14 protein-coding genes are annotated in these 22,995 nt (G+C 71.1%); 9 read left to right on the plus strand and 5 right to left on the minus strand.

Features of this window, described 5'->3' with window-relative positions:
- Positions 1-25 precede the first annotated feature (25 nt).
- Complete coding sequence (gene metK, locus WMF44_RS38925; protein ID WP_437295103.1) at positions 26-1,276, plus strand: methionine adenosyltransferase; 1,251 nt, start codon at positions 26-28, stop codon at positions 1,274-1,276.
- Between the two features lie 321 nt (positions 1,277-1,597).
- Entirely contained in the window at positions 1,598-2,899 is a 1,302-nt protein-coding gene (locus WMF44_RS38930; protein ID WP_437295104.1) for a hypothetical protein, read from the plus strand.
- Positions 2,900-2,963: 64 nt separating this feature from the next.
- Here the strand turns inward: WMF44_RS38930 and WMF44_RS38935 are convergent, their stop codons facing one another.
- The gene (locus WMF44_RS38935) at positions 2,964-3,599 is read right to left on the minus strand and encodes a phenylalanine--tRNA ligase beta subunit-related protein (protein ID WP_437295105.1); all 636 of its coding nucleotides are present in this window, start codon (positions 3,597-3,599) and stop codon (positions 2,964-2,966) included.
- 135 nt (positions 3,600-3,734) lie between these two features.
- Here WMF44_RS38935 and WMF44_RS38940 point away from each other — a divergent pair, with 135 nt between their 5' ends.
- Both WMF44_RS38940 and WMF44_RS38945 read left to right on the plus strand, forming a co-directional pair.
- Positions 3,735-6,413, plus strand: a complete 2,679-nt coding sequence (locus WMF44_RS38940; RefSeq protein WP_437295106.1) for an O-antigen ligase family protein — start codon at positions 3,735-3,737, stop codon at positions 6,411-6,413.
- Positions 6,414-6,471: 58 nt separating this feature from the next.
- Positions 6,472-7,734, plus strand: a complete 1,263-nt coding sequence (locus tag WMF44_RS38945) for a hypothetical protein (protein ID WP_437295107.1) — start codon at positions 6,472-6,474, stop codon at positions 7,732-7,734.
- On the opposite strand, the gene WMF44_RS38950 is transcribed toward WMF44_RS38945, so the two are convergent.
- Positions 7,731-11,210 carry an FG-GAP-like repeat-containing protein gene (locus tag WMF44_RS38950; protein ID WP_437295108.1) on the minus strand — a complete coding sequence of 1,160 codons (3,480 nt, stop codon included), beginning with the start codon at positions 11,208-11,210 and terminating at the stop codon, positions 7,731-7,733. The two genes, WMF44_RS38945 and WMF44_RS38950, sit on opposite strands and share 4 nt — an antisense overlap.
- A gap of 284 nt (positions 11,211-11,494) precedes the next feature.
- Between WMF44_RS38950 and WMF44_RS38955 the strand changes: the two genes are divergently transcribed.
- From WMF44_RS38955 to WMF44_RS38975, 5 genes are all read left to right on the plus strand, one after another.
- Positions 11,495-13,807, plus strand: coding sequence for a GumC family protein (locus WMF44_RS38955; protein ID WP_437295109.1), 2,313 nt, complete (start codon positions 11,495-11,497; stop codon positions 13,805-13,807).
- Between the two features lie 12 nt (positions 13,808-13,819).
- Positions 13,820-15,373 carry a hypothetical protein gene (locus WMF44_RS38960; protein ID WP_437295110.1) on the plus strand — a complete coding sequence of 518 codons (1,554 nt, stop codon included), beginning with the start codon at positions 13,820-13,822 and terminating at the stop codon, positions 15,371-15,373.
- 169 nt (positions 15,374-15,542) lie between these two features.
- Positions 15,543-16,352: a hypothetical protein gene (locus WMF44_RS38965; protein WP_437295111.1), complete on the plus strand. Its 810-nt coding sequence runs from the start codon at positions 15,543-15,545 to the stop codon at positions 16,350-16,352.
- A gap of 60 nt (positions 16,353-16,412) precedes the next feature.
- Positions 16,413-17,678, plus strand: coding sequence for a glycosyltransferase family 4 protein (locus WMF44_RS38970; protein WP_437295112.1), 1,266 nt, complete (start codon positions 16,413-16,415; stop codon positions 17,676-17,678).
- Positions 17,675-19,231, plus strand: a complete 1,557-nt coding sequence (locus WMF44_RS38975; protein WP_437295113.1) for a heparinase II/III domain-containing protein — start codon at positions 17,675-17,677, stop codon at positions 19,229-19,231. The genes WMF44_RS38970 and WMF44_RS38975 overlap by 4 nt, the downstream gene beginning before the upstream one ends.
- Before the next feature lie 21 nt (positions 19,232-19,252).
- Here WMF44_RS38975 and WMF44_RS38980 read toward each other — a convergent pair whose 3' ends face one another.
- The 3 genes from WMF44_RS38980 to WMF44_RS38990 all read right to left on the minus strand — a co-directional run bounded on the left by WMF44_RS38980 (position 19,253) and on the right by WMF44_RS38990 (position 22,711).
- On the minus strand, positions 19,253-19,999 hold the full coding sequence (locus WMF44_RS38980) for a class I SAM-dependent methyltransferase (protein WP_437295114.1): 747 nt from the start codon (positions 19,997-19,999) through the stop codon (positions 19,253-19,255).
- Between the two features lie 53 nt (positions 20,000-20,052).
- Positions 20,053-21,618: a glycosyltransferase family 4 protein gene (locus WMF44_RS38985; RefSeq protein ID WP_437295115.1), complete on the minus strand. Its 1,566-nt coding sequence runs from the start codon at positions 21,616-21,618 to the stop codon at positions 20,053-20,055.
- Between the two features lie 400 nt (positions 21,619-22,018).
- Positions 22,019-22,711 (minus strand): class I SAM-dependent methyltransferase, encoded by a 693-nt coding sequence (locus WMF44_RS38990; protein ID WP_437295116.1) that lies wholly within the window; start codon positions 22,709-22,711, stop codon positions 22,019-22,021.
- Positions 22,712-22,995: the final 284 nt, after the last annotated feature.

Here is a 22,995-nt window from a genome sequence, read left to right on the forward strand (position 1 = left end):
TTCGAGTCCGCCGAAGGAGCGATTCATGCGCCGTTACCAGTTCACATCCGAGTCCGTCACCGAAGGACACCCCGACAAGGTGTGCGACCAGATCTCCGACGCCATTCTCGACGGGATCCTCGAGAAGGATCCGACGGCCCGCGTCGCGTGCGAGACCCTGGTGAAGACGGGGATGGCCGTCGTGGCCGGCGAGATCACCACCTCGGCGTGGGTCGACATGCCGGTCGTCGTGCGCAACACCATCAAGGACATCGGCTACACCGACGCCGCGATGGGCTTCGACTACGAGACGTGCGCGGTGCTCACGGCCATCGAGAAGCAGTCGCCCGACATCTCCCGCGGCGTCACCGAGGGCGAGGGCCTCTTCAAGGAGCAGGGGGCAGGCGACCAGGGGCTCATGTTCGGTTATGCGACGGACGAGACGTCGGAGCTGATGCCCTCCCCCATCAGCTATGCCCACCGCCTCGCCCGGAAGCTCGCCGACCTCCGCAAATCCAAGAAGCTCGACTGGCTGCGCCCCGACGGCAAGACCCAGGTGACGATCGAGTACGAAGATCAGACGCCCGTGCGCGTGAGCGCCGTCGTCGTGTCGACGCAGCACGGCCCCGAGGTCAAGCACAAGACGATCGTCGACGCGGTGCGGAGCCTGATCATCGAGAAGTGCATCCCGGCCAAGCTGATGGATAAGAGCACGAAGATCTACGTGAACCCCACCGGCCGCTTCGTGGTCGGCGGCCCCTTCGGCGACGCCGGCCTCACCGGCCGCAAGATCATCGTCGACACCTACGGCGGCATGGGCCGGCACGGCGGCGGCGCCTTCAGCGGCAAGGACCCGACCAAGGTCGACCGCTCCGCCTGCTACTACGCGCGCTACGTCGCGAAGAACGTCGTCGCGTCCAAGCTCGCGGCGCGCTGCGAGGTGCAGATCGCCTACGCCATCGGCGTCGCCCAGCCGGTCGGCGTCCACGTGAACACCTTCGGCACGGGCCGCGTAGGTGAGGACGTGCTCGAGAAGTACATCATGCAGAACTTCGACATGCGGCCGAAGGCGATCATCGAGCAGCTCGATCTGCTGAAGCCCATCTACCGGAAGACGGCCGCGTACGGCCACTTCGGGCGTGACGAGTTCGCCTGGGAGAAGACGGACCGCGCGGCCAAGCTGGCCGAGGACCTGCTGCGCCCGACGCTCGCCGCCGTCCCCGCGGCCACGAACGGCGCCGGGAGCAAGAAGGAGCCGAAGCGCAAGGGCAAGAAGGAAGCGGGCGCCCAGGCCTGATCGTTCAGAGCGCTCCGCCCGCTGCGTGGGAGCGGGGCGAACCGTGGACGGCCCCTCGGAGGGGCCGAGAGCGCCGGCGCTGTGGAAGCGCCGGCGCTCTGCGTTTTGTCGCCACGCCCCGGCCTCCTGGAACGCTCGTGGCCATGGCGCCTGGGTCGGATACGGGTGCCACGATGTGGGCATTCACCTCACAAAAAAGCACTGGCCTTTGCCGGGATGAGCTGACTGCTGCGGCCGCTTCTGCTGATAAAATCATCGACGACTCCCGTATCGCCGGATCGACCGAACCTCCCTGGTTCCATGCGACCTCGAGGAGCACCGATGAAACCTTGGTTGAATGTCTTGAGCCTCATCACCGCGGCAGGGTGTCTGGGCGCGGCCTGCACCGGGAACATCGGACCGGCAGGCGGCCTCGATGTCGGGGAGGGCGGCGCCGCGAGCGCGTCGAGCACCGGCGAGGTACCGACAACGACAGCCGAGACGACGGCCGACGCGACGACCGTCGCCACGTCCGCGGGGGTGGGCACGGGGGGCGCGGGCTGCAGCGGCTCGCCGGACGCCGACGACGACGGCGACGGCTTCACGGAGCTCGACGGCGACTGCGACGATTGCAACGCGCTGATCAACCCGCGAGCGCTCGAGCTCCCGACGGTCGGTGGAGAAGGGGGAGCCTCGCCGGAGCCCGTGGACGACGACTGCGACGGCACCGCCGACAACGTGCCCGAGCCGTGCGACGACGGGATCCCGATCGACGACCTGGATCCGCTCAACGCCGCGAGGGCGGTCGAGCTGTGCAAGATGTCGTCCGGGCCCGACGACTGGGGCGTGGTCTCCGCCGCCTGGGTCATGGTCGACGGCGCGCCGCCGCCGCAGGAAGCCCAGCTGCTCGCCAACTTCCACCTCGGGCACGGCATCCTCCCCAAGTTCGGGCCCAACGTCCCGCCGAGGGCGGGCACGCGGCTGCTCGCCCTCTCGAGCGGCACGGCGCGGACGGCGGACGACGAGGGGTTCGAGAGCCCGCAAGGCTTCGACAAGAAGTACGAAGGTGATTTCCCCGAGGGCTTTCCGAAGGTCCCTCGCAACTGTGATGATCTGGTGCTCGCGAAGCCGTCCGACCCGACCGCCGTCGAGATCACCCTCCGGGTCCCGTCGAATGTCCGCGGCTTCGCGTTCAACGTCAATTACGTCACGTTCGACTGGCCCGTCGTCTGCGACAGCTTCAACGATTACTTCGTCGCGTTCCTCTCGCCGCGGCCGGCCAACCTCATCGACGGCCACATCCTGTTCGACAGCGAGAGGAACGCGATGAGCGTCAACAGCTCCTTCATCGACGTCTGCGCCTGCGCGAGCGGCCCGCCCTGCGATCTCGACGAAAGGGTGTACGCGTGCACCCGCGGGACCCGGGAGCTGCTCGGGACGGGGTTCGAGAGCCGCGCGGGGACGAGCTGGCTGGTGACCTCGGCGCCCGTGGAGCCGAACACGGAGATCAAGATCCGCTGGGGCGCGTACGACGCCGGAGACCACCAGCTCGATTCGACCGGGCTCGTCGACAACTGGCGGTGGCTCACCGACAAGGACGAGAGCGTGATCACGCTGCCCGATCCCCCTGCGCCCGAGCCGTAGGGCGCGTCGCTGCAGCGGCGGCGCGCCGGCGCGCGTGGGAGGCGATGGCCCGCGCGCCGGGCGATCAGGCCGCGATCGGCGCGTCCGTGGTCGCCGCGCCGATGCCGGCGAGCAGCTCCTTGTACCAGGCGGCCGCCCCCGCCGCGCGGCCCGCAAGCGCGCGGCTGCCCCAGAGGACCGAGAGCGTGCGCGTCGTCCCCGGGTGCGTCTTCGTCCGCTGCGCGTCCTTCACGGCGTTCGCGCACGGGCCTTCCGCGTCGAAGACGCAGAGGAGCCCCTCGAGGTCGATCTCCTGCCCCGAGGCGTTGAACACGTAGCGGGAGCCAGCGGGCGCGACGTCGATGCGGAGCGGCGGGCGGGCGCGATCGAGATCGATCACGCTGATGGGCAGGCCCGTGTGCAGCGACACGGCGTTGCACGCGTCCACGGCCGCGTTGATGGCCGCGAGCGATCCCCCCTCGGCGGCGCGGATGAGGTACTCGGAGGCCGGCTTGCCCCGGCCCGTCGGCTTGTAGCCGCCGTGCCGGAGCAGATCGCGGACCGCCGACCGCACGGCGTCGTCCGAGCGGAACGGGGCCGAGGCCTCGCCGGACAGGAGGCCGCGGAGCGCGTCGCTCCCCTGCAGCTCGCCGAGCGGCGCGGGGAACGTCGTGACGAAGGCGGCGACTTCGAGCAGAGGATGCGCCGAGAGCGTGAGCACGCGGCGCACTCTACACGACGACAGCGCTCCTGGATGGATGCTCGTCATCTCACACTCTCTCGGTCGATCCCGGGAGTGCGCAGGTCGACTCGATGGTGCCCGCTCTGCGGCGCAGATCGACTACCCTGGCCGGCCGTGACGACGGACTCCACACGCCCGAAGCTGAGGTCGCCCGCCGAGCTCCGGCGCTCGATGGGCGCCGCGGCGCGGAGCCGCCCAGGAGGCGTCGCACCACCGCTCGCCGAGCGCGTGATCCCGTGGCTGCTCGGGGCCATCGTCGCCGGGTCCGTGCTCGCGATCGGCGCTGTCCATACGCCGACGCTGGCCCTCGTGTCCGCGGTCGTGGCGATCGCCGCCGCGCTCTCGCTCCGCGCCAGCGCGCTCACCGGCGAGCCGTCTCCCGTGAAGACGCTGCCGGCGCTCACGCTGCTCGGCTTGACCGCGTATACGCTGCTGCAGGCCGCGCCGCTGCCGCTCGCCTGGATCGAGCGGCTCTCGCCGGCGAGCGCCGACATCTGGTCGCGCTCCCTGATGCCGCTCGGCGAGGCGGCGCCGCGGTACGCCAGCGTCTCGCTCGACCCCGGGGCCACGCTGGTGGAGGCCGTGAAATGGCTGACCTATACCGGCGTCTTCATCACGGCCGCGTTCGTCGGCGCGCGGCGCGGCGCGAAGCTCGGGATCACCCTGGTCTTCGGCAGCGCGTTCCTCGCCGCGCTCACGACGATCGCCCACGGGCTGCTGGGCGCGACGACCGTCTTCGGCCTGTATCAACCGCGGTTCTCGGTGGCCTCATGGCACGTCGGGCCGCTGCTCAACCCGAACAACCTCGCCGGTTACCTGAACCTCGGCATCCTCTCGGGGGTCGGGCTGCTGCTCACGAGCAGGCCGCTCCTGCCGCCCTGGGTCGCCGGCGTCGGGCTCACCACGATCGTCGGGGTCGGCATCATCGCGTCGTCCCGCGGAGGGCTGCTCGTGCTGCCGCTCGGCCTCGCCCTCTTCGCGTTGCTCTCGCGGCGGCGGCGCGGCAGGCACCGCTCCGGCCCCCGCGGCCGGGGCGCGGCGGCGTGGCTGTTGAGCGTGGCCATCGGCGGCGGCGCGCTGCTGGCCGCGCTCGCCGCGACGAACCGCACGCTCGCGGAGATGGCGGACGACAACCTCGACAAGCTGTCGCTCTTTCGCTCGACGCTCCCGCTGCTCGCGGATCACTGGCTCCTCGGCATCGGGCGCGGCGCGTTCGAGACGGTGTTCCCGGCGTACCGACAGTCGCCGGGGAACATCGTGTTCACACACGCCGAGAACGTCGTGATCCAGTGGGCTGCGGAGTGGGGTGCTCCGGTCGCGGCGGCCTCGCTCGTCGCGTTCGGCGTCGCGTTTCGCCCGGGCAAGATCGCCTTGCGCGCGAGCACGGCGGCGCTGGGCGCCTGGGTCGGCTGCGCGGTGCTCGTCCTCCAGAACCTGTTCGATCTCGGGCTCGAGGTGCCAGGCGTCAGCATCGCGCTCGCGGCGACCCTGGGCTCGCTCTGGGGTGACGCCCATGGCGAGCGGCCGCGGCACCTGGCGCCGGCAGGCGAGCCCGGCCCGGAGCGGTGGCGGTCGTGGCAGGCGGCGGCCTGCGCCGCGGCCTCCGCGCTCGCGCTCGCCTCCCTGATGGTGCGCTTCGGCTGGCGCGACGTCGACCACGACCGCCGGTCGCTGCGCGCGCAGAGCGACGCCGGCGCGGCGAGCGGCGCCGGCTGGCCACGCTTCCGCGAGGAGCTCCGCGCGGCGATCCTCCGCCACCCCGCGGAGCCGTACTTCCCGCTGCTCGGCGCGGTCGCGGCGCTCCGGGGCAGCGGCGAGAGCCCCCTCCCATGGCTCCAGCGCACGCTCGAGCGCTCGCGCCGCCACGGGCGCGCCCACCTCCTGCTCGCGGAGGTGCTCGCGTCGCGCGGCGCCAAGGAGCAGGCGCTCCTGAGCCTGCGGCTCGCCGTCGAGGACGACCCGGGCGTGACCGACACGGCCGCGGTGCTCGCCCGGCAGTGGACCCACACGTGGGAGGAGCTGCTGCGGGCCGTGCCGGAAGGCAAGGCCGGGGTCGAGGTGCTCGAGCGCATGGCCACCGCGGGCGACCGCCGGCAAGAGGTCGACCTGCGCCTGCGCTGCGCGGAGGAGGCGATCGCGCGCGACCCCGCGCGGGTCGGCGCGCGCTGGGCCGCCGGCGATGCGCTGCTCGCGATGCTGGAGGCCCCGGGCTCCGCCCGCTGCAGCGGTGACGACGGGCGGAGGGCCGCCTGCGAGCGGGAGATCGAGGCGCACGCGGCGGCGGTGCAGGGCCTCGACGACGACTCGTTCTTCGCGGTCCAGCTGAGGGCGCGGCTCCTCCTCCTGGGCAAGAAGAGCGCGGAGGCGGAGCAGCTGCTCTCCGGGAGCTGCGAGCGGCTGGACAACCGGGCCGGCTGTCTTCGCCTGCGGGTCGTCGCGGCGGCGCAGATGGCCTCGTCCGAGAAGCTCCTCCCCGCGCTCCGCGAGCTGCTCTCCGCGTCGTGCACGACGCTCGCGGCGTGCGCGGCGACGGCGACCTGGGCCGGCGACCTGCTCGCGGCGCGTCAAGACCATCCTTCGGCCGTGACCTACTACGCGCGGGCAGCGCAGGACGAGCCGACCGAGGAGCGCCTCCTCAAGCTGGCCGACGCCGCCAGCCGCGCGGGCGCGCACATCGAGGCGTCGAAGGCGCTGGAGCGCCTGCTGCAGCGGCGCGGGGGGCAGGACCCTGCGCTGCGCAAGCGGGTCCTCGAGGAGAAGGCGAAGGCGCTGGCGCCTTCGCTCAGCCCGTAGGTAGATTGCGCACGATCGTGGCCATCCTCGCCTTCCTCCCTCTCCTTCGAATCACCCTGTGAAGCTGTCGTCGTTGCTGCGCGCTGGGATGCACGGCGGCGCGGGGGTCGCCTTCGCGGTCATCCTGCCTCGCGCCGTCTCGCTCGCGGCCCAGTGGGTGCTCGCGCTGTCGGCCGACCCCGCGGCGCTCGCCGCGCTCGCCAACTACACGTCGCGCGGGATGGTCGTCGTCGCGCTGGTCTCCGCCGGCCTCGCGCCGACCCTCGCGCGCCGGGCGCGCGCCTTCGCGACCAGGGGGGGCCGCGCGCTCGTGGGCGGCGCCCTCGCGCTCGTCGCCGTGTTCGCCTTCAGCTGCACGCTCGCCCATGAGCTGACCACCGGGCTGGGCGGGACGGCGGGTCTGGTCACCGCGCTCTTCAGCGCGTGCTCGCTGCTCGCCGCCGCCTCGCCGAGCATCTGGCCGAGCTGGCAGCTCCAGGGGCGGTACCTGCGCGCGCTCGCGGTGCTCCTCGTCTTCTCCCCGGGCGCGTCCATGCTGGCCGCGCTCGCGGGGCGCCCCGATGCCGTCGCCGTCGCGATCGGGATCGCCGGCGCCTCGCCCGCGCTGCTCCTCCTGCGCCCGACCCGGCTCCGGCGCGCCGCGCGTTACGCGATGCTCGTCGTCCGGCGCGCGGTCCCGTACTCCGTCGCGAACTTCGCGACCGTCATCGTTTACCCGATCTCGCTCAGCGCCAACCTGAAGCTCATCGGCGACCATCGCGTGGGGCAGCAGGTGCTCTACTGGTCGTTCGCCGCGGTGCTCTCCCAGGCGTCGCAGGCGTTCGCCGCGCGCGCTGTCGCGGGCGCGAGCAGGTCGGGAGACGAGGCGACCTGGCAGGCGCGCGCCGTGCGCGCCTGGCTGCCTCCGGCCGCCCTGCTCTCGCTCCTCGGCGCGGCCATCTATGGGATCTTCACGGTCCGGATCCCCGGCCTGCCGCACTCGGGCGCCGCGCGCGACGCCATGACGATGACGATGCTGGTCTCTGCGGTGGCCCCGCTCGTCACGGACGCCATGTGCATTTACTTCTCCGGCCCGGGTTCGCGCCGCGTGCTCGCGGCGGGCAGCGTGCTGAGCAGCGCGTGCGTGGCCGGATGGCTCCTGCTGGCGCCGGCGCCCCTGGTCCGCCATTTCGGTGTGTTCGGCCCCTCGGTGCTCGTCGGCGTGGCGCGCCTCGCCTTCGTGACCGACGCGCCTGTGCGGCGGTACACGCTCGGCGCGATGCTCCTGCTGATCGCGGCGTTCGCGCTCACGCTGGCGCTCGGCGGGGGCGTGAGCTTCTAGCGCGCCGGCCGCGCGTCGTGCGGCCAGCGCCCGCGAGGTGCCCGGGTCGCGCGGCGGCTCGGCGGCGCGCTCGCCGTCCCGCGGGCCCTGCCGAGGGCGACGAGCGCCAGGGCGATGGCGCCGAGGCCGGCCGCCCACGAGGCCGGACGCTGCCCCGGCGCCTCGGTGCACACGCAACCACGGCCGTACAGGAGCGTGTCGTCCCATCCGGCCGCGCCGGCGCCGCCAGGACCAGCGCTGCCGGTGCCCCCTGCCCCGCCATCGCCGCCCCCCCCTGCTCCGCCGCCAGCGCCTCCTGCTCCGCCGCCGCCGGCGCCTCCTGCTCCACCGCCGCCTCCCCCTTCGCCCTGCGGCATCCTGACGATCACGCCGTCCGACCCCCGGTCCGGCGAGAGCCCGGCGGCAGAGACCGCGCGCACGCCGACGTAGTACTTCGCCCCGTCGACGAGCGGCAGCCCGCCGACCGAGGCATCGACGACGTCGCCCACGTCCTGCCAAGCAGGCGAGGTCAGGTAATCGCCTTGCCCGCCCACGACCGTCACCTGATACGACGTCGCGCCGTCGACCTTCGACCACCTCATGTGGAGCGTGTCCCTGGTCTCGATCTCGTCGATGTCCTCGTCCAGCTCGCCGCTGCCCGGATCGACATCCCAGACGAGCTCGGGCGCCGGCAGGATCTCGTGCCGCATGTTGTAGAGGTAGCCATCTGCCACGCTCACGAGGATGTCGTCGTGGCCGTCACCGTCGGTGTCCGCGAGGCTCGGTGAGCCGACGGGGCTGCCGAAAGCATAAGACCACACGAGGCGCGCCGAGCACGCGTCGACCGCATAAAGGAAGCCGTTCGTGGAGCCGACGAGGGCGGTCGGACCGGCGGACGCGCGCCCGGTCAGGTTCCGCGAGATCGCCACGTCTCCGAGCTGGCCCATCGGGGCGCCCGCCTGTGCTGCGGCGCTCTCCGCGTCGAACGCGCGGTCGCCCGCGAGGACGATGAAGCTCGATTGCCCCCCGCTGGCGGCGTCCAGCACGGAGAACGTCAGCCGCGCCGGATTCATGAACGACCCCTCGACGAGGACGGTCTTGCCGTCGCAGCTGGCGATCGCGCCGTGCGGGTAGGGACGGATGTCCTCTGCGCCCCTCCACAGCGCGGCGCTCAGGTCGTGCGGCAGCGCTCGCGCGGGGGCATACCCCCCCTGCAGGGTCATCTCGAGCCGATGATCTCCCGACACATCGGCGAGGATGGGCATGAAATAGAGCAGCGTCTCCGGGTTCTCGCCGAGGGGGCTGCCGTTCCGACCCGAGAGCACCTTGGCCCTGTTGATCGCGACCGCCACGTCCTCCGCGCCGTCGCCGTTCCAGTCGGCGATCGCGACGGCCTGGGTGCCGGCGGAGGCGTCGATACGGTGTTTCCACCGCTCTCCGCCGCCCCCATCGATCGCGACGACCTCGGTGTGCAGGTTCGGATCCACCGTGACCGCCACGAGCTCGCGCGCGCCGTCTCCGTCGAGATCCCCGTGCAGCACGTCCCACGCGGGGGGCTTCTCGAGCGGAGTTTCGCTCGTTTGCCTGCCGTTCGCGTCGAGCGTCGCGACGGCGTACTTCACCGGGTCGGTGAGCGGGCGCAGCCGCCTGAAGCACGCGAGCGTCGCGGGCGAGCTCCCCTCGGCGGGGGCGATGGACGCGCCGAACGCGTCCCTCACACGCCAGGCGGGCTTGGCCGGCGCCACGTTGCTCGCGCCGTCGGACGCGACCCGGACGAGGTCGCCCCGGCTGTCGACGACCACGACGCTGGCGGCGGCGTCCTCCGGAGAGAACCTCGCGGCGAGCGGGGCGCGGCCAAACGTGACGAAGGCGCCCGGGCCTGTGTAGAAGCCGCCGACGCGCATCCCGGGCAGGACGTCGCGCCCCTCCCGCACGAGGTTCGAGGGCTCGAACGACGCGTCGAGCAGCGTGAGGAACCCATCGGCACGCGAGACCACCAGCCGCGGCCACGACGGAGCGCTCGCGACGGGCAGCTCGAGCGCCGCGATGCCGCTGCCAGGCCCGACGGAGTAGACGGCCGCGACCGTCGTCCCGCCCCCCTGCATGTCCACCGCGGTGAGCGCCACGGGCTCCGACGTCGACTCGAGCACGAGCTCGCCGCGTCCGTCGCCCGTGAGATCCGGAGTCACCAGCGAGAAGCTGAGGTTCGTCCTGCGGGATCTCGCCCAGTCGAGCCGCGTGCGCACCCGCTCGCCGTCCAGCGACCAGAGCCGCTCCAGCGAGCCTCCGGCGGCGCGGCTGAACCGGTGCGCCGACACGCGCTCTTCGCGCGACGTGACGATCCATTGCTCGGAGCCCGCGTCTCCCTGGACCGCGCCCTGCGCTATCGCGTCGGGAATGGTGGCGAGCACGGCGCCCGTGGCGGCATCGAGCACGAAGGACGTCCAGGTTTCGCCCACCTTGCCGCTCGCCAACACCTCGAGCGCGCCGTCGCCGTCGAGATCCCACGCGAGGCGCGTCGGGGCGCGGGCGTCGCCGCCGTCATTGGGGCTGAGGGTCCTTCGCCAGACCACAGCGAGCGACGGGCTCTCGTCCGGCCTGTACGCGAGCAGGGTGACCTCGCGCGCGCCCTGGTTGCCGCGGACCCGATTCTGGAAGCAGAGCGCGTGCTGACCGGGGCTCGCCAGATCGCCCATGGTCACGGCCTCGCAGACGGCCCCGCCGAGATGGACGCCGATCCTGGCCGACTCTGCAAAAACATCCCCCGATCCCGAGACGAGGAATAGCTGGTCATAGGAGGACACGAGGAGATCGTCCGCGCCGTCTCCGTTCCAGTCGCCCACCGTGTCGATCGTCGCGTTGCAATGCACGCGCCGCGGAGGAGGAGGCAACCGCTCGACAGCGCCGAACCCCCCCGCGAAGCTGTAGATGACACCCGGGCTGTCCGTGCGCACGGTGCAACAGCCACACTCGTCCAGGAAGAGATCGAGATGACCGTCGCCGTTGAAATCGGCGAGGCGCGCGGCCCCGAGCGTTCCGAGCTCCGAGGCGTCCTCGCGCCACAGGATGGCTCCGCTCGATCCATCGATGACCGCCGCGCCCGCGCCGCTCAGCGCGACGATCTCGAGCCGCCCGTCTCCGTCGAGATCGTCGACGGAGTGCAGCGTCTGCAATCCCAGCGATGGGGTGCTCCAGCGGACGAATCCCAGCGGATCGGAGAGGACGACGCGGCCGCCGGACACAAAGAGCAGGTCGATATCGCCGTCCTGGTTCGTATCCCCTGCGAGCACCCGGCCTGTCCCGAGGACACCGCCGAGGTACGCCCGCCAGTAGGGCGCCGGCTTCACGATATTGCTCGTGGACGACGTGGCGCCCGTGCGCTGCGCGTCGTGACGGGCAGATGGCCAGTCGGCGGAGGCCGAGGCTCCCTCGAGGAGGAGCGCAGAGCAAACCGCGCTCGCGACCGCGCCGCGCGCCATGAAGGACGATCGTTCCATTCTGACTGCCCGAGCGCATTTCCGCTTCCGGACGCGCGGCCGGAGTGTACTCCATCAGCGAGCGTCGCACCGCGCGAGAATGTGCCGCACCTCGCCTGCCCGACGCCAAGCCAACGCCAAGCCAACGCCAGGCCGCGCATTGTCACGATGCGCACATTGAACCACATTGTCCCCCTGTTGAGAACCCCAGCTTGAATTTTGGAGACGCCGCGGGCACCTTACCCCTCCGCGCGGACCTCTACCCTCCACGAAGGCGCTTCGAAGGCGCTTCGAGCGCATGACTTATGGCCGACGAATCCAGAGCCCCCTCCACGACCGCTCTCCGCGACGAGATCACAGGCGAGCGCGCGTTCGACCTCGTCGTCACCTGGCGAACGGTCAGCAAGCACTGGGCCATCGCGCTGACCACCCTGCTCCTTGTCGCCCTCAGCGTCACGTTCTATACGCTCGGGCAGAAGAAGATCTATCAATCCGCGGCGACGGTGCAGTTCGATCCGAACCCTCCTCGGCCGCTCGGCCGCGGGGTCGACACCGTGGTCGACATGGGCGCCGGCTCGTACTGGAATAACCGCGAGTACTATGAAACCCAGTACAAGGTCATCCGGTCCATCCGGGTGGCGCTGGCGGTCGTCGCCCAGCTCAACCTGCAGAACGATGCCTATTTTTTGAAGGACCTCCCGAAGGACGCGGCCTCGCCCGGGCCGATGTCCGTGACCCCGGAGGAGGCCGCGGAGATCCTGCGCGAGCGGCTCGTCGTCGAGCCGGTGAAGGACAGCCGCCTCGCGGTGATCCGCTACAACGACGCGGATCGCGAGCGGGCTCAGCGCGTCCTCACCACGCTGATGGACATCTACATCGAGCAGAACCTCGATGACGCGCTCGCCTCGACGAACTCAGCCGTCGATTGGCTCCGGGCGCAGCTCGACAAGCTGAAGTACGATCTCGAGACGAGCGAGACGTCGCTCCACGAATACAAGCTCAGCAAGAACATCCTCGACGTCGATTTCGAGGACAAGACGAACCTGCTGCGCGAGGAGATGAAGCAGATCAACGACGCTCTCACGTCCGTGCGCACGAAGCGTGAAGAGTTCGCGGCCCGGAACCACGAGCTGTCGAAGCTCGATCCGAACAACCCGCTCGATCTCCCCGCCTCCGAGCTCATCCAGAGCCCGGTCCTCCAGATGCTGCGCGCGCGCCAGGAGGAGTGCGTCCGTGAGCGCGACGCGCTCATCGGCTCCGGCAAGGGCGAAAACCACCCCGACGTCCGCGCCGCGACCGAGCGGGTCGCCGCCAACAGGAGCGCGCTGATCGCCGAGATCAAGAACGTTCAGGGCGCGGTGAGCCGCGATCTCGCCATCGTGAAGCGCCAGGAGGGGGGCCTCGTGGGGCTGCTCGAGGACGCGAAGAAGCAGGCGTTCGAGCTGAACTCCCTCAAGATCGAGTACGATCGGCTCCGCAGGACGAAGGACAACACAGAGAAGCTGTACCAGCTCGTCCTGGAGCGCACGAAGGAGAGCGATCTCCAGCGAATGCTGCGGGTGAACAACATCCACGTCCTCGATCGGCCGAGCTTCCCGCTCACCGCGCTGCGGCCGCGCGTCGGCGTCAACATCGGGATAGGCATCCTCGCCGGGCTGCTCCTCGGGATCGGCGCTGCGCTGGCGCGGGCGATGCTCGATCGCACGCTGCGGACGCCGGATGAGGTCGAGCGGGAGCTCGGGCTGCCCTTCCTCGGGCTCCTCCCGGAGTTCGACAAGCGGGACCAGAAGGAAGCCCAGCGCCGCAGGGCGCGCCACCGCGGCAAGGCCGCGCCGCAGCTCGGCCGGCGCGAGCTCGTCGTGCACGATCAGCCGACGAGCGGGATCGCCGAGGCGGCGCGCGCGATCCGGACCAACCTGCTCTTCATGTCGCCCGACCGGCCTTACAAGACGCTGCTCATCGCCAGCGCGGGCCCCAGCGAGGGCAAGACGACCGTGTGCTGCTGCATCGCGGTCGCCATGGCGCAGGCCGGACAGAAGGTCGTCCTCATCGATTGCGACCTCCGCAAGCCGCGCATCCACCAGATCTTCGGCAAGAGCCCGGAGCTCGGCGTCACCAGCGCGCTGCTCGACGACTCCGTGGTGGACGACGAGAGCGCGCTCAAGACCGAGGTGGAGAACCTCTACGTCATCCCGGCAGGCCCGATCCCGCCGAACCCGGCGGAGCTCTTGCACAGCGATCGCTTCCAGGCGCTGCTCCAGAAGCTCCAGAGCCGCTTCGACCGGGTCATCATCGACAGCCCTCCCATCGTGGCGGTCACCGACGGCGCCGTGCTGTCGACGCTTGTCGACGGCACGGTGCTCGTCGTGCGCGCCTCCTCGACGAGGCACGACTTCGCGCGCCACGGGATCCGCGCGCTGCTCGACGTCGGCGGCAAGACGGTGGGCGTCGTGCTGAACGCCGTCGATCTGAAGCGCCAAGAGTACGGGGTTTACCACTACTATGGCGACAGGAAGGACGGCTATTACCATGCGCCCTCCGAGCCGTCGCCCCCGGCCCCGACGGACGCGCCTGCCCCCCCCTCCCCACCCCCCTCTCCACCCTCCTTGCCGAACTGAGGAGCGCCGCCGTTGCCCTCGCTGAGACTCCCCCGCGCGCGCGGCGCTGCGCGCGCCGCCGGCGCGGCGCCCGCGCGGCGGACGAAGACGCCCCTCGGCCGGGTCACCGCGACGCTCCTCGTCGGGACGCTGGCGGCCCTCGGCCCGATCCTCGAGGGAGCGCTCGGCGACGGCCGCGGATGGACGATCGGCCTCTTGATCTTGCTGGCCGCCCCGTCGCTCGCCCGCGCCAGCGGCCCCCGGTTCCATCCGCTGGATCCGGAGACCTATATACCAGCCGCCTATTTCCTCAGCGTCGCCTACTCACCCATCCTGCGCCTCCTCATCTCCCGCGAGTTCTCGCTGTCGAGCCATGAGACGGCAGCCATGCGGGTGGCCTATGCCGGCGCGGTCGGGTGCGCCCTTGCCTGCACCGCGCTGAGCCGCCCCAGGGAAGCCCCCGACCTGCAGCGCCTGGTCCCGGCGCACAGGCCCAAGGCGACGCTGGACCAGGACTGGGCCACGATCCTCGTCGGCATGGTGGGCCTCGGGCTCGTGGCCACGTGGATCGCCACGATCGGCGTGGGGCGGTTCTTCTCGATGAACTATGCCTCCAATCACCTCGAGGCGGATGGCAAAGGGCTGCTCACCGGCGGCTGGCATCTCATCGGGGTGGCCGTCGTTTACCTCTTTCTCCGGGTCGTATCGCTCCGCAAGGCGGGGCTGGCCGTGCCGAGGGTGGTCTCGCTCGCGGGGTTCTGCTTCTTCGTGAGCTTCCTGCTCAACACGATCATGGGCCGGCGGGGCCCCCTCGTCTGGACGGTCCTCTCCGTCGCGCTCGCCGCGCATGCCTTCGGCATCCAGATCCGACGCGTATGGCTGGCCATCGGAATGGTGGGCGTCCTCTTCTACGGCATCGTCGTGGAAGGCGCCCGCGCCGAGCAGGGCAGCGGGCTCGACGCGCAGATATCGTCGGCCAGCGCGTACCTCGAGCAGATAGATAACCCGCTGGAGATCGGAGAGCTCCAGCGCGTCTACGCCAACCTCGTCAGCGTCGTGAACGAGCAGCCGCCCATCATCAGCTACCCGGGCGAGAGCTGGGTGAACGCGGTCCTCATCCTGGTGCCCAAGCCGCTCTGGAGCGAGCGACCGCTCGGCCTCGCGCAGCGATATGCCATGTGGGCGGCCCCCGACCTCGCGCGCCGCGGCGCCGGCTTCGCGATGGGCGCGGCCGCCGAGGGGTACCTGAACTTCGGGATCGCCGGCACGACCATCGAGATCGCGGTCTTCAGCGCGCTCTTCTTCATGATGCCGCTCCTCGTGGCCGGCGCGCGCGGCTCGCCCCTGCTCGCCCGCGCCGCGGCGGTGAACCTCGCCTCGTTCGCGTACAACCAGTTTCGCGGCGAGCTGACCGCGCTGCTCAAGATCACGGTGTCGCTGGGGATCGCGCTGCTCGCGACCGTCGTGCTCACCTCGGTGGTCGCGCACCTGCGGCGCGGGCTGGCGGCGCTCGGCCCGACACGCCGGAGATCCGGGCGGCGCCTGCGCGATCCGCGCCTCGGGCCCTCGTCGGCGCTGGGGCGGTAGCCGCGCCGACCGGGGTTGGCCGGCGCGAGCACAACGCGGGACCGCGCGCCCGCAAGCCGCAGGATGGACCGCGCGGCGCGCGGCGTCGGAACATGAAGAGCGGAGAAGCCAGGTCCCTATCGTCATGAGATTTCCCTTTCGTTTGAACCGTTCAGGCTGGCCCGCGCGCATGCTGCCTCGCAGGGTCTGCTTCCCGGACCCGCGGGCCCTTCTCCGGCCCGAGGAGATCACGTCGCCCGAGGTGTTCTCGGAGCGGATCTCCGTCCTCCTGCTGGGCGGCACCTACAAGACGACGCGGCCGGGCAGGCACCGGCAGAGCGACGCCCTCCTCGTGGGAGCGCTCCGCCAGAAGAGCCCCGTCGTCCTCGATGTCGGTGCCTCCGACGGGAGCACGGCGCTCGATCTGATCACCGCGCTCGGCGACGCCTTCGAGGCGTACTACGTGACGGACAGGGCGCTCTCGCTCCGGGTGCGCGCCGACGACCGCGGGCGCGCGTTCTTCTACGACGCGGACGGCGCCTGCGTCCTCGCCGCCACCCCGCGCTTGCTGTTCTATCCCGCGGCGGCGGGCTCGCGCCGCTGGCCGCGCTGGGTGCTCCCCGGGTGGCGCGGCGCCATCCCGCCGTTCGACCCGGCCTATCCGGAGGTGTCGCTCGTCCAGCCGCGGCTCCGCGAGATCGCGCGCCGCGACGCGCGCGTGCGCCTCAGGCCCCACGACATCTTCCAGCCGTGGGACGGCCCCGCGCCGACGGTCGTCAAGGCAGCGAACATCCTGAACCGCGCCTATTTCTCCGACGATCAGCTCCGCCGAGCCGCGCGCAATTTCTGGCGCGCGCTCGCGCCTGACGGGCTGCTCCTCGTGATCGACAACCGCGACGCCGAGAAGGCCTCGCTGTTCGCGCGAACGGAGGGCGGCTTCGAGCACATCGACAGCATTCATGGCGGAACCGAGATCAAGGAGCTCATCCTGAGCTGCTGAAGCCCCTCTCTCACCGGCAGCGAAGCTCGCTTCCCACGCACGGACCTCCCTGAAGCCCTCATGCGCATCCTCTACGTCTCTCCCTACTTTCCCCCCGAGCCCGGGGCCCCCGCCGCGCGTGTCTCCGAGCTCGCCCGGGCCTGGCGGCGCGCCGGACACGAGGTCACGGTCCTGACGGGCATGCCGAACCACCCGACAGGGGTGATCCCGGCTGCCTATCGAGGTCGGCTCCGCGTGGAAGAGGACTTCCACGGGGTCCGCGTCCTCCGCACCTGGATCTACGCCGCCGCCAACCGGGGCAAGGTGCGCCGCTCGCTCGCGTATGGGTCCTTCGCCCTGTCCGCGCTCTCGCTCGCGCAGATCGGTTTACCGCAGGCCGACGTCCTCATCGCGACGAGCCCCCAGTTCCTCGCGGCCGTGGCCGGCTACGGGCTCTCGAGGCTCCGCGGGCTGCCGTTCGTGTTCGAGGTGCGCGACCTCTGGCCCGAGTCGATCGTGGCCGTGGGCGCGCTGTCGGCCGGGCACGCGGTCGTGCGCGGGCTCACGCGCGTCGAGGAGCACCTCTACGAGGCGGCCGACGGGATCGTGGTCGTCACGCAGAGCTTCCGGGAGCGGCTCATCCAGCGAGGCGTCCCCGCCGACAAGATCGACGTCATCAGGAACGGCGTGGACCTCGGGCGCTTCACCCCCGCCTCGCGCGACACGCCGCTCCGGGAGAAGCTCGGCTTCGGCGACCGCCTCGTCGTGGCGTACGTCGGGACGCACGGCATGGCGCACGGCCTCTCCGCCGTGCTCGACGTGGCGAGCGGCCTGCGCGCCCGCGACGACATTCGCTTCCTGTTCGTCGGCGAGGGGGCGGAGCGGGCCAGCCTGGAGGCGCGCGCCCGGGAGCTCGGGCTCTCCAGCGTGACGTTCCTCGGCGCCCTCCCGCGCGATGCGGTCACGGAGGTGTATGCGACCGCCGATATCTGCCTCGTTCCGCTGCGCAAGACCGAGCTCTTTCAGACGGTCATCCCGTCCAAGATCTTCGAGATCCTCGCCATGGAGCGGCCCATCGTCATCTCGGTCGACGGCGAAGCGCGGTCCATCGTCGAGGAGGCGAGCGCCGGCGTCTTCGCTCCCCCGGAAGACGTACAGGCCATGACCCGGGCGATCGTCGAGCTCGCCGCCGATCCCGAGCGGCGGAGGCGCATGGGGCCGGCAGGGCGGGCCTACGTGATGCGCTCGTTCGACCGCGACATGCTCGCGCGCGAGTATGTCGATGTGCTGGAGCGCGTGCTCTCTCGCGCGCGCTCTCGTGAAGGCCAGAGCAGGAGCAAGCGATGAACCTCCCGCGGATCGCCCGCACCCTCGTCCAGCTCCATCCGCTGCAGGTCCTCGCCCGCCCGATCGCCCTCGGCCACCGCGCGCTCGGCGGGGGGCCGAGCGGGGCGCTGGCGCCTCGCCTCCGGCCGGGCTTTGCCCCGCCGAGCCCGCGGTTCGCGGCCTTCGCCGACGCGGAGAAGGAGCGCGGGCGCGCGCGGCTGGCCGCCATTCCCGGCGGGTCGCTCCTGCACGCCTACGAGCGCGCCTACGGCTACGAGCTCGGGGCCGAGCCGACCCTCCCCGCCCCGAGCGCGTGGGACGACCCGATCGCGTCGCACCCGTTTCCCGCGTCGGTGCGCGCCCGCCGGCTCGCGGCCGCGGCGCGCCTCGGCCGCCCCGGGCTCTCCGCCGAGCTGGCGCGCGCGTGTCGGGCCATCGCGCTCGGCCTCGAGCTTCACCTGCTCGCCAATCACCTCCTGGAGAACGCGATCGGGCTCGTGTGCGGCGGCGCCGTGGCCCGCGGACCCGAGGCGGAGGCGTGGTGGCGGCTCGGCTCCGCGATCCTGGCGTGGCAGCTGCCGGAGCAGTTCCTCGCGGACGGCGGCCATTTCGAGCTCTCCGCGTCGTACCACCTCGCGCTGACGGCCGGGCTGCTCGAGGCCATCGAGCTCGCGCAGGCGTCCGGCCGCGAGGTGCCCGAGCGCTGGAGGACCACGGCGCAGAGGGCGCTCGATTGGACCGCCGCCGTGCGCGCGCCGGACGGCTCGTACCCGCTCTTCAACGATGCGTCGCTCGACGCCGCGCCGGAGCTCGACAACGTCCTCGCCCTCGGCGAGGACCTCGGCCTCTTCACGCCGGGCAGCGCCTCCGGTGGCGGGCGGGCAGCCCCCGGCGCGCCGCTGGACGACGCGCCGTCGCTCGACCACCTCGCGGCCACCGGCTGGGTGATCCTGCGGTTCGGCGACCGGGCCTGGCTCGCGCTCGACGCGGGGATGGATGGAGCCTCCTATCAGCCCGGGCACGTGCACGCGGACGCGCTCACCTTCGAGTTATGGCTCCGCGGAGAGCGCGCTGTCGTCGACTACGGGGTCTCCAGCTACAAGACCGACGGCGACCGGCAGACCACCCGCTCCACGCGCGCCCACAACACGGTGGAGCTCGGCGACGTGGATTCGAGCGAGGTGTGGAGCGCCTTCCGCGTCGGCCGCCGGGCGCGCGCCGGGGTGCGCAGGCTCGAGCGCGCCTCGGCGCACGTCGCCGTGGAGGCCGAACACGACGGGTACCGAGCGCTCCCCGGAGCCCCCCGGCATCGCCGGACGGTGGAGCTGTCCGCTCGGGAGCTCGTGGTCCTCGACGACATCCTCGGCGGCAGGACGAGCGCCTGCTCCCGGCTCAGGTTCGACGAGGCCGCCTTGCGACGCCAGCCGATCGAGATCGAGGGCATCCAGCTCACGCCCGAGCGCAGCTCGGACGTGTGGCACCCCTGCTTCCGGAGGCCCCAGGCGGCCACGGTCTTCTCCGGCCGCGGAGACGTGCGCGACGCCTGGCGCGGCGGCTTTCGCATCCGCTTTTAGACCGGGGCGCGTCTCCGTGCGCTACTCGCGGACGAGGCTGCCTGTGAGCGTGATGCGAAAAGGCGCGAGGGCCTCGACCTTGTCGAGCACGAGGTGCAGCGCCAGCGCGGCCTGGTGGAGCCCGGGGATCAACACCGTATAGCTCGGGTGGTCGACCCCGGTAGCGAGCTTGTCGACGCGGAAGCCCGCGGCCTTCGCGAGGCGCTTCACGGCCCAGACCGTGTTCATGCGGAAGTACGTCGGGTACGGCTTGGCATTGTCGCTGCCGCTCGTCCCGCGCAGCAGCCCGACGTAGAGCGTGTGAAACCAGTGCGGCGTGAGGTGGGTCGCGAGGCCCGAATAGGAGAGGAGGTTCGGCGCCGTGAACACGAAGCGCCCCCCCGGCCGCAGCAGGCGGTGCGCCTCGCGCAGCACCGCCTCGGGCCGCTCGAGGTGCTCGAGCAGGTGGTCCGCGGCGATCACGTCCGCGCAGCCGTCCGGCAGCGGGATCGACTCGCCGAACGCGCAGATATGCCGCTGCGCCGGGTTGCGCGCGAGCGCCTCCTCGTCCGGATCGACCGCGTAGATGGTCTTGCCGTCGAGAGGCACCGTCGCGACCTTGCCGAACCACAGCGGCCCGCAGCCGAGGTGGATGATGTCCGTCGCCGGCGCAACCGCCTCGTCCACGATGCCCTGATAGACCTTCCAGTAATGCGCACGATCGCTGAAACGATAATAGAGCTCGTTCGTCTTGCTGTTGAGACCAACGATCTTGCGGGCAATATCCACGATATCTCCTCAGTCAGTCCGGCACGAACACATCAGCGCGGGATAGCGGACCCTCACACCACCGAGAAGCGCCCATGCGGGCGCGAATCCCGCGTGCGTGGGGGCGGCCGGCGCAGCAGCAGGCGCTCCGCAGAGTCCACCACGAGCTGCAGCAGCATGTCGGCCTGCGGGTTGACCGCGCACTCCTCGCTGTCCCAGCGGAAGCGCAGCTCGACGGTCTCGCCCTCGAGCTGGATCGGGAACACCGCGACCACCGCCTCGCGGAGCTGCTGCGCCGTCGCCGCGTCCTGCGCCCAGCTCCAGGGCTTCACGCGCGCGCTGCCGTTGGCCCCGGCCGAGCTCACCTCGAGCGCGACGAGCTTCGCCTCCTCGGCGAAGCGCTCGAGCACCGGGCGCAGCTTGTCCACGCCGCTCGCGGCCTCCATCTCCATCAGCGCCCACGGCACAGCGCGGCGCAGCGCCTCCACGGTGGCCTCGCGGGCGCGCCGTGGGTCCTGCGGCTGCGCCCCGAAGAGCGGGAGCGAGCCCGCCGTGCGCACCACGATGAAGAGCACCACGCTGCAGGCGACGAGGGCGAACCCGATCTCGAGCGAGCGGCCGACATACGCCACCAGCGCGACCACGGTGAACAGCAGGCTGAGCCCATACAGGATCAGCACCGCGCTGCGATGCGAGTGGCCCTTGTCGAGCAGCTTGTGGTGGATGTGCGAACGATCGGGGGCGAAGATCGGCCGGCGAGCGACATAACGCCGCACCATCGCCGAGATCATGTCGAAGATCGGCAGGCCCAGCGCGAGCAGCGGCACCATGACGGCGAGCGCGGTGCCGCCCTTGTGCGTGCCCACGCCGAAGAGAGGGATCGCGGCCAGCATGAACCCGAGGAACATGCTCCCGGTGTCCCCCATGAAGATCGTCGCGGGGTGAAAGTTGTGAAACAAAAACCCCACGATCGCGCCCGCGAGCGTCGCCGCGAGCAGGCAGATCACCATGTTGCCGGGGTAGCCGCCGAGGTACGCGGTGATGAAGTTCGCGACGCAGGCGAAGAAGCCGACGCCCGCCGCGAGCCCGTCGAGCCCGTCGATCAGGTTGACCGCGTTGATGATGGCGACGAACCACGGAATCGTCACCAGGAACGAGAGCGGCCAGAACGATACATGCCCGAAGTACGGCAGCGTCACGCACTCGAGGCGGAGCCCGAAGGCCCAGGCGATCGACGCGACGAGGACCTGCGCGGCCAGCTTGTGCCGCGCGCGCATTCCCTTCGTGTCGTCCCAGGCGCCGACCGCGGCGATCGCCAGCCCTCCAGCCAGCAGCCCCACCACCAGCGAGCGCTGCGAGAACCACATCAGCCCGATCTGCGTCCCCAGCGCGACCAGGATGAACAGCGGCAGCACGAAACCCGCGACGATCGCGAGCCCGCCCAGGCGCGGGACGCACCGCGTATGTACGCGCCGCGCGGTCGGTTCATCCACGGCCCCCACCATCACCGCCACGCGGCGCGCGAGCGGAGTCGCTGCCCACGAGAGCACCAGCGCCAGAATGACCGCCGTGAGCGTACTTACCATCGCTCGCTCCTCTGGAAATCCCGCACCCCTAAGGTGCGGCGCGGCGGGCGACATTCATAGCTCATCACCATGGCGAACAGCCCGTTGTTGATGCGCACTTCGTACCCCAAGTCAGCACACGGAACAACCCAGGAGCAGGCTTTGGAATGCGGTGAGCATCTGGAATTTTCTGCTGTCGCTTACATTTTACAGTTACATCGAACAATTTTACCTGTGAGTGTCTACCATGGTGCGTCGGCCTGGTGACAATGTCGTTATGCCGGACTCGGCCGTGGCGGGGCTTGCCGTGAAAGCGGAAACGCCTTCACCGGAGACGTGGCCTCGGCGGGCCCTCCTCGTCTCCGCTGGGCGTGGAGCCCCTCGCGAGGCGCGTGGCGCTCCATAGCAGCGATGGAGCCCGCGCCTGGTGTGCGCTTTCTGGCCCGAGACTCCATGGTGTGATGGAGTCGGGTCATCAGCTCTTTTCGGCGACGCAGAAGATGTACGGAGACGTGACGGCGTTCGGTCGAGGAGCCAGGCCGCGCGCGTCGAGCGCCCAGACGAGCTCAGCAACGGCGGAGGCAGCGCCGACCGCCGGCAGGCGGAGCCAGCGCGATCCGATGCTGCCCACGCCGAAGAGGCTGACGTCCAGCGGAAGGATGTAGTCGCTCCGCAGCACCTGGAGGCCCGCGTCGCGGTGCGCCTTCACCAGCGCCTCGCGGTCCAGCGGAACATGAACGTCGTAGGTGGGCCTGTCGGTGACCTTGGCCACCCACCCCACGAGCCCGCGCATGTTCGGGATCTCCGTGACGATGCGCCCGCCCGGGCGCAGGTAGCGCGCGCATGCGCGGAGGCAGGCCGCCGTGTCCTCGAAGTGCTCGACAACGCCGAGCGACACGACCGCGTCGAAGGCGCCCACGAAGCGCTCCGGCGGCTCGAACAGATCGGCGCACACGATCTCGCCAGGGATGCCGGCGCTCGCGAGGATGTCCCGCTCCTGCGCGCAGCCAATCTCGGTATAGTCGAGCCCGCTGACCTGAAAGCCAAACTCACGCGCGAGGTAGGGGAGCCAGGCGGAACGACCACAGCCGATCTCCAGCAGGCGTTGCCCCTTCGTGTCCATGCCCTCGAACGCGCGGACGAACTCCCGATGAAATGCCTGGCGCACGTATTGCCGAAACCCACGCGCATGCGGATCCACCGGCTTTGGGAGCGACCGGTTCGACCACACTTGATTCCAATGCGCTTTTCCTGCCTTGTCTCCGGCCGACGACGCCGCGTTGCTCATCACGTCCTCGCTAGGGCAGGGCCGCCGGCGGGGCGGATGCCTCGCGAAAGAAATCACGGTTTCCCAGCTCGGTCCAGGACAATTCTGGACGAATTGTCGCAGCGCGGCACCCCGCGCGCTCCCCGGCCGGGCGAGGCCAGCGCGCCCGTGGTGATGCAGATCCG

It is taken from the genome of Sorangium sp. So ce426, assembly GCF_051475585.1.
Lineage (GTDB): Bacteria > Myxococcota_A > Polyangia > Polyangiales > Polyangiaceae > Sorangium > Sorangium cellulosum_B.

Coding starts and splice junctions, on each gene's coding strand:
- metK (WP_437295103.1), top strand. CDS start 26: ATGCGCCGTTACCAGTTCACATCCGAGTCCGTCACCGAAGGACACCCC.
- WMF44_RS38930 (WP_437295104.1), top strand. CDS start 1,598: ATGAAACCTTGGTTGAATGTCTTGAGCCTCATCACCGCGGCAGGGTGT.
- WMF44_RS38950 (WP_437295108.1), bottom strand. CDS start 11,210: ATGGAACGATCGTCCTTCATGGCGCGCGGCGCGGTCGCGAGCGCGGTT.
- WMF44_RS38955 (WP_437295109.1), top strand. CDS start 11,495: ATGGCCGACGAATCCAGAGCCCCCTCCACGACCGCTCTCCGCGACGAG.
- WMF44_RS38965 (WP_437295111.1), top strand. CDS start 15,543: ATGCTGCCTCGCAGGGTCTGCTTCCCGGACCCGCGGGCCCTTCTCCGG.
- WMF44_RS38970 (WP_437295112.1), top strand. CDS start 16,413: ATGCGCATCCTCTACGTCTCTCCCTACTTTCCCCCCGAGCCCGGGGCC.
- WMF44_RS38975 (WP_437295113.1), top strand. CDS start 17,675: ATGAACCTCCCGCGGATCGCCCGCACCCTCGTCCAGCTCCATCCGCTG.
- WMF44_RS38985 (WP_437295115.1), bottom strand. CDS start 21,618: ATGTCGCCCGCCGCGCCGCACCTTAGGGGTGCGGGATTTCCAGAGGAG.